The sequence below is a fragment of the Streptomyces sp. Tu6071 genome (genome assembly GCF_000213055.1).
In the GTDB taxonomy this organism is placed as follows: Bacteria; Actinomycetota; Actinomycetes; order Streptomycetales; family Streptomycetaceae; genus Streptomyces; species Streptomyces evansiae.
On sequence record NZ_CM001165.1, the window covers coordinates 7,067,629 to 7,080,529 of the forward strand.

Consider the following 12,901-nt stretch of genomic DNA (forward strand, 5'->3'; position numbering starts at 1 on the left):
CGAAGCCAAAATAAGCCGTTCGGGGGACAGTTGACGGCCCGTTCTGCTCCGGCTGCCGCCCCGGAGGGACGTAGCCGCGCAGGGGGCGCGTGTGGCGGGAGCGGGGCGGTGGAACGCGTGAGGCATGACAGAGAGAGACAGCCCCCGCTCGATGATGCCCCGTCTCGTGGTCCTCGCGCCCCAGCCGGCCCACCCTCCCTTCCGCGTCGTCGAGGCGGACGGGCAGGTGGTCGGCGAGGCCACCAACGTGAAGGAGGTGGTGGCGGTCGCCCTCGCCCTCGGCCTCACCGCGGAGGATCTCGACGACCCCGACAAGGTGCTGTGGGTGGGCGGCGACCAGTACAGCTGGACCCCGCGCTGAGCCGCGCGCACCACCACACCGCGGCGCCGGGCCCCGCCCGGCGCCGCCGCGCGTGCCGGGGTGCGCGAGCGATGCCTCTCTCGTACGTCCTGCCACGAGAGAGTGCACTTCCGGCGGCCCGGCCCCGCACGGGCCCCGACGGCGGTACCCTCGGCCCCACCGCGTCCCCTCCCCGTTCCCGAACTGGCCCGGCACCGCAGGCGGATGCCCTCGAAGGCGTCCCGGAGCGGGCGGCATCCGACGGGAGTGCCACCGGACGCGGCAGGCACCACTCCGGCCCCGGCCGGGGACCACCACCACGTCCAGGAAGTGAGTCGTCCGTGACCCAGGACCCCACCGAGGTGCAGAACCTCAAGGCGCAGTACGAGGCGAAAGTCGCCGCCGACCTGCACGCCAACACCGAGGAGCAGTCGAGGATCGCCGAGGAGATCGACGCGCTGCGCGAGCGGCTCGGCGTCCTCGCCCGCGAACAGGGGATGCTGACGGGGGTGCAGCAGGCCCTCGGCGGCGCCCCCGCCACCACCGCCGACACCGCCCCCGCCACCACCGCCGACACCGCTCCGGCTCCCGCCGCCGAGTCGGCGAAGGTGCCGCGCGCCCGCGCGGAGAGCCCGGCGCAGGCCCCCGCGTCCGCCGCGGTGGCACCCGAGGCGGCCCCGGTTCCCGTACCGGCCCCGGCCTCCGGACTGGCGACCACTGTCCCCGCCTCGGTCGCCGGGACGGCGGAGAAGGCCCCCGCGCGCACCACGTCGAAGCCCGCGGCCAAGACCAAGACCGCAGCCAAGTCCGCTTCCAAGGCCGCGTCGAAGACCGCAGCCAAGCCCGCGTCCAAGGCCGCCCCGAAGACGCGGGCCAAGTCCACGGCCGGGGCCAAGGCGCCCGCCAAGTCGGCCCCCAAGCCCACCGCCAAGCCCACCGCCAAGGCCGAGGCGAAGTCCGCCACCTCGCCCGCCACCACGACCGCGCCCTCGTCCGCCACCGACACCACCCCCGCCGGGCGTATCACGCTGCGCGAACTGATCTCCCGGCAGCTCGCGGCCCACGGCGAGCCCCGCTCCGCCGCCGAGGTCGGGTCGACCCTCCGCGAGGAGCACCCCGACCGCGAGCTGAAGGGCAACGTCGTGCGTACCACGCTCGAAGCGCTCGTCGCCAAGGGTTTGGTGCAGCGGTCGCGCCAGCAGAAGTCCGTCTACTACACGCACACCACGGCGGCGGGAACCACCACCCGCGACTGACCCGCCCCGCCCCTCTGCCCCGTGGTCAGGGGCGGTGCGCACGCCCCGCGCGCCGCCCCGAGCGGCCCCGAGCCGCCCTCGTACCCCCGTACGACCCGCGTCCGGCGGATTCGGGGGCGCTCGCGGTGGGAAGACGGGCCCCATGGGGAACGTGACGCGTACACGCATGAACCGGCGGCCTGGACGGCACGGAGCGGGAGGCCGCCCCGTGCGGGGCGTCCTGCTCTGCCTCCTGACGGCGGCGGCACTCACCGCCTGCTCGGGCGGGGACGGCGGGAGCGAGGCCCAGTCGGCCTCGGACGCCTCCGCCGCGCCCACGAGCGGGACGGCGAGCCCGCCCGGCCTGGGCTCCCCGGAGCCGAGCACCTCCGCCCCGCAGAGCACCTCGCCCGGCCAGTCGCGGGAGGGCTCGGGGGACAGCTCCCCGGGCCGTCCCCGGAGCACCCCGCCGAGCGCCGTGCCGAGCGCCTCCGCGAGCACGCCCGCGACCTCCGCGCCGAAGGACAGCGGCACCCCGCGCTGCGCCTCCGCCGGGATGCGGCTCGTCCTCGGGCGCGGCGACGTGGGCGCGGGCAACATCCACTACTCGCTCGTCTTCACCAACACCTCGGGCCGCACGTGCGTGCTCAGCGGCTACCCCGGGGTCTCCCATCTCGCGGGCGACGGGGCGCAGATCGGCGCTCCGGCGAAGCGCGAGGGAGGAGCCGGGAGCAGCGTCCGGCTCGCGCCGGGCGCCAAGGCGCACAGTGAGGTGCACACGCTCAACGGGGGAGTCGGGGGCCCCTGCCGGGCGAAGGGCGAACTGCTGCGGGTCTACCCGCCCGGCTCGCGGGAGGCGATGACGACGCGGGCGGGCGACTTCCGCGTCTGCGGGGACACCTTCACGGTGACGACGCTCAGCGCGGGCGCCGGTCCCTCCTGAGCCTCGGCCCTCCCGCCCCGGCACGGCGAGTACGGGTGGGGGGGCGGCCCGCGATGCGCGGGCCGCCCCCCTCCCCGCAAGTCTGCGGGGTCACCCGTTCAGCAGCTCAGATTCGCGCCCGGGTCGACGCCCAGGATCTGCGCGAAGCGCGTGTAGCTGTCGACGCGGCTCTGCACCTGCGCCGGGTTCTTCCCGTCGCACTCCAGGCTGCCGTTGATGCTGCGGATCGTCTCGCCGAAGCCGCGCCCGTTGACGATCGCGTCGTGCGGCGTCATCGTGCCGGGGCCGTTCTGCGTGTTCCAGTACCACAGCCCGGTCTTCCAGGCGACGGCCGCGTCCTTCTCCACGAGGGACGGGTTGTTGAGGAGGTCGATGCCGAGCGCGTCGCCCGCCGCCTTGTAGTTGAAGTTCCAGCTGAGCTGGATGGGGCCGCGCCCGTAGTACTGGTCGGTCCCCGCCGGGCAGCCGTAGGGCTGCGAAGTGTCGCAGTAGTGCGGGTAGTTGGCGGTGTTCTGCTCGACGACGTAGACGAGGCCGCCGGTCTCGTGGCTCACGTTGGCGAGGAAGGCCGCGGCCTCCTGCTTGCGCGTCGTGTCGCTGCCGGTCCCCGAGAAGCCGGGGTAGGCGTCGAGCGCGGCCGTCAGGCCCTCGTACGTGTAGAACGAGTTGCGGCCCGGGAACATCTGGTCGAACTGGGACTGGCTCACCACGAAGGCGGCGGCGGAGACGTGCTGACTCGTGCCGGCGTTCGCGGTGCGGGGGCTCGCCGCGGCGGTGGTGCCGCCGAGCGCGAGCGTGGTGAGGGCGGCGGCCGAGGCGGTCGCCGAGAGGAGAGCGAGCAATCGTGCGCGCACGGGGGGCTCCATTCGTGCGGGCGGGCCGCCGCGAGGAGGTGGCGGCGGCCCGCCGGTGTGGGGGGAGGGGGTGGGGCTGGGGAAGCACCACGGGCGGGGGTGCGGGGCCCGCGCCCGTGGCTCGCGCTTCGTGGAAGTGCCTTGTGCTGCTTGCCGATTACTGCCTGACGCTTACTGCCTGCCGCACGGGACCTCTACCGCACCGTGACGTCGATGCAGTTGTAGAAGGCGTTGGTGGTGTCGGCGATGTTCCACACCGCGAGGACCTTCTGCTTGCCCTTCAAGTTCCCGAAGTTGACGGTGTGGGTCACGGTGGCGCCGGGCTTGGCACCGCCGTCGTTGAACTCGGCTATCTTCTGGCCGCCGACGAAGTACTGCCAGGTGCTCGTGGAGTGCTGCGCCGTGAGCTTCCAGCTGAACTGCGTGGAGGAGCTGACCGGGGTCGCCACCCAGCCCTTGGAGTCGTCGTCGAGTTCCGCGAAGCGCGAGTTGCCGCCGCTGCAACTCGTCAGGCCCTTGGGCCCCTCGACGCTCTGCGGCTCGTACTTGATCTCGCCACAGGAGACGGTGCCGGCCGCGCACTGGGCCTGCCTGCTCGGCGGGTTGCTGATGTAGCCGTGGGCGCTCGCGGTGCTCGCACCGAGCGTGAGGGCGAGGGCGGGGGCCAGGACGGCGCCCGCTCCGATGGCGAACTTCCTTTTGGCGTGCATGAGTTCTCCTTCACTGCGGTCGGTCTGCCCGGGAGCGGTGCGGCGATTGGGGCGCCGTGCCGTCCGGACGGGCCTCTCAGGGTGGGGGTGCAAGAGGCGCGAAGGCTTCTGGCCGCGACCGGTGAACACGGCACGGGAGTACCGGAGTTCCCAATGGTCTGGGCCACTTGGACTAGACCATACCGAGTCACGTGTTCACGTCAAGGGAGCGGAAGCGCTTGACCGGAGTGCGCCCCCGTCCTGAGCGGGGCGCGGTATCCTCCGCGCCGCGCGCGGCAGTTGCCCCCGCGCGGGCGGGTTTGCCCCGAACGCGTGAGCGTCGTGCGGGTGTTCTACTCCCGTCCTCCCGCGTGGGAAGCGCGTCGTACGGCCCCCGTCCGGCGATCATCGCGGTAGTCCGTCCCGTACGTCCCCCAGCGGAGCCCGCCGTGAAGGCATCGATCGTCCTCTACACCTCCGACCTGCGCCTGCACGACCACCCGCCCCTGCGCGCCGCCGTGCGCGAGGCCGAGGAGGTGGTGCCGCTCTTCGTCCGCGACCCCGGAATCAAGAAGGTGGGTTTCCACGCGGCCAATCGGGCCGCCTTCCTCGCCGACTGCCTCGGCGACCTCGACGCGGGACTGCGCGAGCGCGGCGGCCGGCTCGTGGTGCGCGCGGGCGAGCCCGCACAGGTCGTGCGCGAACTCGTCGGGTCCACGGGCGCGGAGCGCGTGCACGTGGCGGCCGGGGTCAGCGCGTACGCGAGGAACCGCGCCGACCGGCTGCGCGCGGCGCTCGAAGGGACGGGCGCCGAACTCGTCGAGCACGAGGCGGTGATCACGGCACTGCCGCCCGGCGAGGTCGTCCCGGGCTCCAAGGACCACTTCGCCGTCTTCACCCCGTACCACCGCCAGTGGTCGGCCCAGCACCTGCGCGAACCCCTCGGCGCGCCGCGCAAGCTGAGCGTTCCGTCGAAGGTCCGCTCCGACGGGGTCCCGCGCCGCGAGGACGTCGAGGGGGTCTCGCCGGGGCTCGCCCGGGGCGGCGAGCGCGAGGGCCGCGCGCGGCTCGCGGACTGGCGGCGCGACGGGATCAGCCGGTACGAGGACCTGCACGACGACCTCGCGGGCGACGGCACCTCGCGGCTCTCCCCGTACCTCCACTTCGGGGCGCTCTCGGCGGCCGAGTGCGTGCACCGGGCGCGCGCCGTCGGCGGGGCGGGGGCCGACGCCTTCGTGCGGCAACTGTGCTGGCGCGACTTCCACCACCAGGTGCTCGCCGCACGCCCCGCCGCCGCCCACGAGGACTACCGCCCGCGCGGCGACCACTGGCGCACCGGGAGCGACGCGGAGCACGAGGCCGCCGCCTGGCGCGAGGGCCGCACCGGCTACCCCGTCGTCGACGCCGCGATGCGGCAGCTCGCGCACGAGGGCTGGATGCACAACCGGGGCAGGCTCCTCGCCGCGAGCTTCCTCACCAAGACCCTCTACCTCGACTGGCGGCTCGGCGCCGCGCACTTCCTCGACCTCCTGGTCGACGGCGACCTCGTCAACAACCAGATGAACTGGCAGTGGGTCGCGGGGACCGGCACCGACACCCGCCCCGGGCGGGTGCTCAACCCGCTCACGCAGGCCCGCAAGTACGACCCGGAGGGCGACTACGTACGCCATTGGGTGCCCGAGCTGCGCGGCATCGAGGGGCGCGCGGTGCACGAGCCGTGGAAGCGCCCGCGCGAGGAGCGCGAGGGGTACCCCGAGCCGCTCGTCGACCTCGCCGAGGGCCGCGACCGCTTCCGCAGGGCCCGCGAGAAGGGCTGAGCCGGGCGGGGTGGTGTGCGCGGGGCGTACGAGGGCACGCGGAGCCGTGGCGGAGGCATCCCTTCCGCCACGCGCGGCGGGCCCGTACCGCGAGTGACAACCCGCGCACATCGTGTCGAAACAGGGCAGAATGGTGTTTTCCGCCCCCGGAAAACGGGGAGGCGGACCACCGTGGCGGTGGAGCACCTCGCCCGCGTGCGATCCGTACGGCTCCCGCCCCCGCCGAACGAATGAGGAGAGGCACGTGCCCGCAGTACCGAACATCACCCTCAACAACGGCGTGGAGATCCCCCAGCTCGGTTTCGGGGTCTTCCAGGTCCCGCCGGAGAAGACCAAGGAGGCCACGCTCAGCGCCCTCGACGTCGGCTACCGGCACATCGACACCGCCGAGATGTACGGCAACGAGAAGGAGGTCGGGCAGGCGGTCCGCGAGTCCGGCATCGACCGCGCGGAGCTGTTCGTCACGAGCAAGCTCAACAACGGCTTCCACGCCCACGACGACGCGCTCGCCGCCTTCGACCAGAGCCTCGCCGATCTCGACATCGGCTACCTCGACCTCTTCCTGATCCACTGGCCGCTGCCCAAGGTCGGCGACTTCGTCGAGACCTGGAAGGCGCTGGAGGAGGTCTACCGCTCGGGGCGCGCCAAGGCGATCGGCGTCTCGAACTTCCAGCCGCACCACCTGCGGCGCCTCCTGGACGAGACGGACGTCGTCCCCGCCGTCAACCAGATCGAGGTGCACCCGTACCTCACCCAGGAGACGGTGCGCGCCTTCGGCGCCGAGCACGGCATCGCGACCGAGGCGTGGTCCCCGATCGCCCAGGGCCTCGTCCTCAAGGACCCGGTCATCACCAGCATCGCCGACCGCCTCGGCAAGTCGGCCGCGCAGGTCACGCTGCGCTGGCACATCCAGCGCGGCGACATCGTCTTCCCGAAGTCCGTCACCCGCTCCCGCGTCGAGGAGAACTTCGCCCTGTTCGACTTCGAGCTGACCGAGGGCGACATGTCCGAGATCTCGGCCCTCAACCGCGACGAGCGCACGGGACCGAACCCGGACGAGTTCAACTACGTGCCGTAAGCGGCTTCGCCGCGCGTACCAGCCCCCGGAATCTGCTCCGGGGGCCATTCGCGCGGCGCCGGGCCCGGGGCGGCCGTCCCGCGTTCGGCCGGGGGAGGGGCCCGCGGGCCGGGGTGCGAGCCGCGTTTGACTTCGAGTGCGCTCCAGTTCGTAGCGTCGTCGTCATGACCCGTAGCCAGCAGCACCCCATCGGTTCCCCCTTCGGCCACGACTCCACCGCGAGCGAAGTGCTCTCCGGCATCGACCTCGGCGGCAAGCTCGCCGTCGTCACGGGGGGTTACTCCGGCATCGGCCTGGAGACCACCCGCGCCCTCGCCGGGGCGGGCGCCCACGTCGTCGTGCCCGCGCGCCGGCCCGAGGCCGCGCGCGAGGCGCTCGCCGACATCGAGGGCACCGAGGTCGCCACCCTCGACCTGGGCGACCTCGACAGCGTCCGGGCCTTCGCCGAGGAGTTCCGCGCCTCGGGCCGTTCGATCGACCTCCTCATCAACAACGCGGGGATCATGGCCTGCCCCGAGACCCGCGTCGGGCCCGGCTGGGAGGCCCAGTTCGGCACGAACCACCTCGGCCACTACGCCCTCACCAACCTCCTGCGCCCGGCGCTCGTCGCGGACGGCGGCGCCCGCGTCGTCGAGCTGTCCTCGACGGGGCACCTGCGCTCCGGCATCCGCTGGGACGACGTCGACTTCCGCGAGGGCTACGACAAGTGGGAGGCGTACGGGCAGGCCAAGACGGCCAACGTGCTCTTCGCCGTCCACCTCGACGCCCTCGCGGCCGAGGACGGCGTACGGGCCTTCGCGCTGCACCCCGGCGGCATCCTCACGCCGCTCCAGCGCCACCTGGAGCGGCAGGAGATGGTGGACAGGGGCTGGATCGACGAGCAGGGCGAGCTGATCGACCCCGATGTCTTCAAGACCCCCGAGCAGGGCGCGGCCACGACCGTCTTCGCCGCGACCTCGCCGCTCCTCGACGGCCTCGGCGGCCTCTACCTGGAGGACTGCGAGGTCGCCGTCCCCGCCGACGAGGCTCCCGAGGGAAGCGGCGGCGTCAAGGACTGGGCGATCGACCCCGAGCAGGCGGCCCGGCTGTGGGCCCTGTCCGCCGAGCGCACGGGCATCGACACCTTCGGACGCGGCTGAGGGACCGGGGAATCGGGGCGGCACGGGGGAGCGGGGGCCGCACCGCGCCGGGCGCCTCGCAGGCGGAGCGGCCCGGTTCCCGCACCGCCCCGGCCCGGTCCCCCCTCGTCCTCAGCCCTTCAGCTCCAGCACCCCCGCCAGCTCCCGCCACCCGGCGCGCGGCAGCGAGTCCGGGTTGCCGTCGAGGAGCTGGACGGCGACGTGGTCGGCGCCCGCCTCGTGGTACTCGGCGATGCGGCCCCGTACGGTCTCCGGCGAGCCCCAGATGACCGTCGCGTCCACGAGCCGGTCGCTGCCGCCCGCGCGGAAGTCCTCCTCGGTGAAGCCGAGGCGCAGCCAGTTGTTCGTGTAGTTGGGCAGCTTGAGGTACATCGCGAGGACCTGCCGCCCGATCGCGCGGGCCCGCTCGGCGTCCTCGCTCAGCACGACCTTCACCTCGGGCGCGAGCAGCGGCCCGGGGCCGAGGGCCTCGCGGGCCTCGGCGGTGTGCTGCGGCGTCACGAGGTACGGGTGCGCGCCGGCCGCGCGGGTCCCCGCGAGCTTCAGCATCTTCGGGCCGAGTGCCGCGAGGACGCGCCGCGCGGCGGGGACGGGGCGCGGGGCCGCGTCGAGCGTGTCGAGGTAGGCGACCATCGTCGAGTACGGCTTGCGGTAGTTCTTCACGGCGGGGGCGTGGCTCGCGCCGAGGCCGAGGAGGTAGCGGCCCGGGTGTGCCTCGTCGAGGTCCGACGCCTCGGCGGCGACGTCCTCGGCCGTGTGCTCCCAGATGTTGAGGATGCCGTTGGCGACGGTGATCCGCGAGGTCGCGGCGACGAGCGCGGCGGCCCCCGTCACGCTGCTGTTCCCGCCGAGCCACACCGCCCCGTACCCCAGCTCCTCCAGTTCCCCGGTCGCCTCCTGGGCGATCGGGTCCCCCTTGCTCAGCAGCCCGTTCCAGATGCCGATACGGCCCATGTCCATGCCGGTCCTTCCTGTCGGTGCGATCCGGCGCGACGGTACGGGATCGCGGCACCGCCGTCCGGGAGGCTTCACCGGCGCCAACCGCACCGGTGATCACAGCTATTCCCCGCCGGACCCCGGTCGCGTTCCTCCCCCTCCGTGTCTTCACCGGAAGGAACCGGTGTGCGGTCGCTCAGGCGCGAGGACGGGCCCCCGCACGGGGGGACCGCCACAGTCCCCGGCGCTCCAGGAGCGGCAGCACCCCCTCGCCGAACCAGTACGCCTCCTCCAGGTGCGGGTAGCCGGAGAGGACGAACTCGTCGATGCCCACCGCGTGGTACTCCTCGACGAGCCGGGCCACCTCCTCGTGCGAGCCGACCATCGCGGTGCCCGCGCCGCCCCGCACGAGCCCGACGCCCGCCCACAGGTTCGGGTGGATCTCCAGCGCGTCGCGCCGCCCGCCGTGGAGCGCGAGCATCCGCCGCTGCCCCTCCGACTCGCTGCGGCCCAGCCCCCGCTGGACGTCCTCGACGAGCTTCTCGTCGATCCCGTCGAGCAGCCGCGCCGCCTCGGCCCACGCGTCCTCCGAGCGGTCCCGCGTGAGCGTGTGCAGCCGGATACCGAAGCGCACCTCGCGCCCTTCCCGGGCCGCCAGCTCCCGCACCGCGCCGATCTTCTCCGCGACGGCGGCGGGCGGCTCGCCCCACGTCAGGTACACGTCCGCGTGCCGGGCCGCCACGCGCAGCGCGGCGGGCGACGAGCCGCCGAAGTACACGGGCGGCACGGGGTCGGGGAGCCGCCCGAGGCGCGCGCCCTCGACCCTGAGGTGCTCCCCGGCGTGGTCCACGGTCCCGCCGCGCCACAGGCTCCGTACGACGTGCAGGAACTCGTCCGTGCGGGCGTAGCGCCCGTCCTTGTCGAGGAAGTCCCCGAACGCGCGCTGCTCGGCGCTCTCGCCACCGGTCACGACGTTGAGCAGCAGCCGCCCGCCCGACTGCCACTGGTAGGAGGCGGCCATCTGCGCCGCGAGCGTCGGCGAGAGCGCGCCGGGGCGGAAGGCCACAAGGAACTTGAAGCGCTCGGTGTGCTGGCTGAGCATCGCCGTCGTCAGCCAGGCGTCCTCGCACCACGTGCCGGTCGGCGTCAACGCCCCCTCGAAGCCGAGCTGTTCGGCGGAGCGCGCGATGAGGGCCAGGTACTCGACGGAGGGCGGGCGGTCGCCGCCGCTCGCGGTCACGGGCGTGCCGTGGCCGCCGCCGACGACCTCGCGGCTGTCGCCGTTGGTGGGCAGGAACCAGTGGAAGGTCAGAGGCACGGGAAAGCTCCGTTCGGCACGGGGGACCCGCCGGGGCGCGCGGGGGGAGGAGCACGGCGCGCGAGCGCGAGGCGCGCGGCGCGACGCCGTACAGGGGGAGGGGAGGCGGTACGGGAGAGGGGCGCCGCTCAGCGCGTGCCGCTCGGGCGCGTACCGCCCGCGGTGGAGCGACACGCCGCGCTCGACACCCGGGCGAGGTCGACGTGGCGACGCCGCGTCAGAACCGTGCGCTGATCCATGCCCCGATCCAAACGGCGCCCGGCGGGGGTGTCAAGAGGCCCCCGCCGCCGGGGAGGTCCGGGGCCTGCCCGGAGGATCCGGAGCCTGTGAGGTCCGGGCCCTGTCCGGAACCCCCGGAGCTCGCGAGGTCCGGGTTCTGCCCGGAAGCGCCGGAGCCGCCGCAGCCAGAGAGGCCCGGAGCCCCGCCGCCGGGAGCCGGAGCCCCGCCACCGGGGGCCGGAGCGCCGGTGCGGGGGGCCGGAGCGCCCGGGCCCCTCCCGGCGCTCAGCCCGTTCTCGTCGCGCGCCCCGCCCCCACCGCGACCGGCTCGGGTGCCGTGAATCCCTCGGCGACCTCCGGCGGCAGCGGGCCCGCGCCGAGAAGCCCGGTCACGGCGCCGACCGCGAGCCGCCGCCACATCCCCGCGTACCGCAGCATCGTGTGCTCCCCGCCCGTCAGCCGCACGCCCGAGGCCACCGCCCCTTCCTCGCGGGCGCGCGTGAGCAGCCGCCAGGAGGCGTCGGGCGAGGTGACCCGGTCCTGGTCGCCGTGGAGGATCACGAGTTCACGGCCCGCGAGCTGGGCGACCGGCTCGCCCTCGGGGCACCACGGAGCGAGCGCCACGATTCCGCGCACGGTGGGGTGTCCCGCGGCGCGCAGCGCGGCGCGCCCGCCCATCGAGTGCCCGAGCAGCACGACGGGGCGGTCGCCGTCGCGCGCGGCGAGGGCGTCGAGCGCGAGCAGGGTGTCCTGGAGCGGGTCGGCCGCGCTGCCGTTCCAGCCCCGGTAGCGGTAGCGCACCGGGACGACCTCGGCGCTGCGGCTCGGCAGGGCGCGCCGCAGCGCCGTCGCGAACGGCCGCATCCGCAGCGCGGCCGGCTGCCAGGGCCGCGCCGGTTCCCGCCCCTCCGCCTTGCCCCCGTGCAGCACCACGACGGTGCACCGCCCGCTTCCCGGTGCGTCCCTGCCCCGTTCCGATGCGCCGCGTACCGCTTCCCTGTCCGCCACCTTCGTCCCCTTTCCGTCCGCCCGGACCCTACCGGGATGATCCGTGGCCAAAGGTCCGGTGGACGGCTCGGGAATGTCGCGCCCCGGTTCGCCGGGGCGGCGGGTCCGGCCGGGCGTGCTCAGCTGTCGTAGTCGACGGTCAGCTTCTCGGAGACGGGGAAGGTCTGGCAGGTCAGCACGTACCCGGCGGAGACCTCGTTCTCCTCCAGGGCGAAGTTGCGGCGCATGTCCGCCTCGCCCTCGGTGACGAGCGCGCGGCACGTGCCGCAGACGCCGCCCTTGCAGGCGAAGGGCAGGTCCGAGCGGGTGGCCTGGGCGCCGTCGAGGAGGGTGCGGTCGCGCGGCAGCGCGTCGGTCGTGGAGCGGCCGTCGAGGACGATCGTGACCTCGCTCGCGGGGCCGTCCGCGGCGGGGCGGTCCGGGCGGACCGCCGGGGTGATGGGCTCGCCGTCGGCGAAGAAGAGCTCCTGGTGGACGCGCGCGGCCGGGACACCGAGCCCGTCGAGCACGTCGCGCGCGTCGGTGACCATGCCGTGCGGGCCGCACAGCCACCAGTGGTCCGCCGCTTCGACGTCCACGAGCGCCGCGACCAGCGCCGCCAGGCGCTCCGCGTCGAGACGGCCGCTGAACAGCTCGGCCTCGCGCGGCTCGCGCGAGAGCACGTGCGCCAGCTCGAAGCGCGTCGGGTAGCGGTCCTTCAGGTCGGCCAGCTCGTCGGCGAACATCACGGTGCCCGCGCGCCGGTTCCCGTAGAAGAGCGTGACGCGCGAGTCCTCGTCCGCGCCGAGCACGGAAGCGGCGATGGAGAGCATGGGCGTGATCCCGGACCCCGCGGCGATGAGCACGTGGTGCCCCGGCGTCGCGAGATCGGGCGTGAAGAGGCCGGTCGGGGACATGACCTCGACCTCGTCGCCCTCCCGCACCTCGTGGACGAGCCAGGAGGAGAAGAGACCGCCGGGGACCTCGCGCACGCCGATGCGGGGCGCGGTCCCCGCCGGGGAGCAGATCGAGTACGAGCGCCGCTCGTCGCCGCCCTCCACCTCGCGGCGCAGGGTCAGCGACTGGCCGGGGCGGTGCGCGTACTGCTCGGCGAGTTCCTCGGGGATGTCGAAGCCGACCGCGACGGCGTCCTCGCACAGCCGCTCCACCTGGGCGACACGGAGCGTGTGGAAGCCGGGGCGGCGCCGTGCGGATGGGCGCGCGCCCTCTACGGGGGTCGCGGTCATGTCGTACTCCTCAACATCTACCGACCGTTCGTTCGGGAGTAGATTTCCAAAGATTCCCACGGGGTGCAAGCCCTCGACGGTGCGGCACGCGCCACGTGA

The 12,901-nt window shown here is 74.2% G+C and carries 13 protein-coding genes; 6 read left to right on the forward strand and 7 right to left on the reverse strand.

Annotation, left to right across the window (positions count from 1 at the left end):
- Positions 1-124 precede the first annotated feature (124 nt).
- From STTU_RS30145 to STTU_RS30155, 3 genes are all read left to right on the forward strand, one after another.
- Complete coding sequence (locus STTU_RS30145; RefSeq protein WP_029396759.1) at positions 125-361, forward strand: hypothetical protein; 237 nt, start codon at positions 125-127, stop codon at positions 359-361.
- Between the two features lie 320 nt (positions 362-681).
- Positions 682-1,596, forward strand: a complete 915-nt coding sequence (locus STTU_RS30150) for a BlaI/MecI/CopY family transcriptional regulator (protein ID WP_043256777.1) — start codon at positions 682-684, stop codon at positions 1,594-1,596.
- 208 nt (positions 1,597-1,804) lie between these two features.
- Positions 1,805-2,518 (forward strand): DUF4232 domain-containing protein, encoded by a 714-nt coding sequence (locus STTU_RS30155; protein WP_234019339.1) that lies wholly within the window; start codon positions 1,805-1,807, stop codon positions 2,516-2,518.
- A gap of 98 nt (positions 2,519-2,616) precedes the next feature.
- Here STTU_RS30155 and STTU_RS30160 read toward each other — a convergent pair whose 3' ends face one another.
- Together STTU_RS30160 and STTU_RS30165 are read right to left on the reverse strand one after the other, a co-directional pair.
- The gene (locus STTU_RS30160) at positions 2,617-3,372 is read right to left on the reverse strand and encodes a chitinase (RefSeq protein WP_007829985.1); all 756 of its coding nucleotides are present in this window, start codon (positions 3,370-3,372) and stop codon (positions 2,617-2,619) included.
- A 194-nt stretch (positions 3,373-3,566) separates the two neighbouring features.
- Positions 3,567-4,082, reverse strand: coding sequence for a lytic polysaccharide monooxygenase auxiliary activity family 9 protein (locus STTU_RS30165; RefSeq protein WP_007829986.1), 516 nt, complete (start codon positions 4,080-4,082; stop codon positions 3,567-3,569).
- A gap of 428 nt (positions 4,083-4,510) precedes the next feature.
- On the opposite strand from STTU_RS30165, the gene STTU_RS30170 reads away from it, so the two are divergent.
- From STTU_RS30170 to STTU_RS30180, 3 genes are all read left to right on the forward strand, one after another.
- A complete protein-coding gene (locus STTU_RS30170) occupies positions 4,511-5,878 on the forward strand; it encodes a cryptochrome/photolyase family protein (protein WP_043256779.1) in 1,368 nt (455 codons plus the stop codon).
- A gap of 244 nt (positions 5,879-6,122) precedes the next feature.
- Positions 6,123-6,956 carry an aldo/keto reductase gene (locus STTU_RS30175; protein ID WP_007829989.1) on the forward strand — a complete coding sequence of 278 codons (834 nt, stop codon included), beginning with the start codon at positions 6,123-6,125 and terminating at the stop codon, positions 6,954-6,956.
- 164 nt (positions 6,957-7,120) lie between these two features.
- Positions 7,121-8,095 carry an SDR family NAD(P)-dependent oxidoreductase gene (locus tag STTU_RS30180; RefSeq protein ID WP_007829990.1) on the forward strand — a complete coding sequence of 325 codons (975 nt, stop codon included), beginning with the start codon at positions 7,121-7,123 and terminating at the stop codon, positions 8,093-8,095.
- Positions 8,096-8,206: 111 nt separating this feature from the next.
- Here the strand turns inward: STTU_RS30180 and STTU_RS30185 are convergent, their stop codons facing one another.
- The 5 genes from STTU_RS30185 to paaE form a co-directional block, all read right to left on the reverse strand.
- Positions 8,207-9,055, reverse strand: coding sequence for an LLM class F420-dependent oxidoreductase (locus STTU_RS30185; RefSeq protein WP_007829991.1), 849 nt, complete (start codon positions 9,053-9,055; stop codon positions 8,207-8,209).
- Positions 9,056-9,227: 172 nt separating this feature from the next.
- Positions 9,228-10,349, reverse strand: a complete 1,122-nt coding sequence (locus tag STTU_RS30190; protein ID WP_043256782.1) for an LLM class flavin-dependent oxidoreductase — start codon at positions 10,347-10,349, stop codon at positions 9,228-9,230.
- 128 nt (positions 10,350-10,477) lie between these two features.
- Positions 10,478-10,588 (reverse strand): putative leader peptide, encoded by a 111-nt coding sequence (locus tag STTU_RS36285; RefSeq protein WP_368073163.1) that lies wholly within the window; start codon positions 10,586-10,588, stop codon positions 10,478-10,480.
- A 265-nt stretch (positions 10,589-10,853) separates the two neighbouring features.
- Positions 10,854-11,501: an alpha/beta hydrolase gene (locus tag STTU_RS30195; RefSeq protein ID WP_043256784.1), complete on the reverse strand. Its 648-nt coding sequence runs from the start codon at positions 11,499-11,501 to the stop codon at positions 10,854-10,856.
- A gap of 194 nt (positions 11,502-11,695) precedes the next feature.
- Positions 11,696-12,802 (reverse strand): 1,2-phenylacetyl-CoA epoxidase subunit PaaE, encoded by a 1,107-nt coding sequence (paaE, locus tag STTU_RS30200; protein WP_043256786.1) that lies wholly within the window; start codon positions 12,800-12,802, stop codon positions 11,696-11,698.
- Between the last annotated feature and the right edge of the window lie 99 nt (positions 12,803-12,901).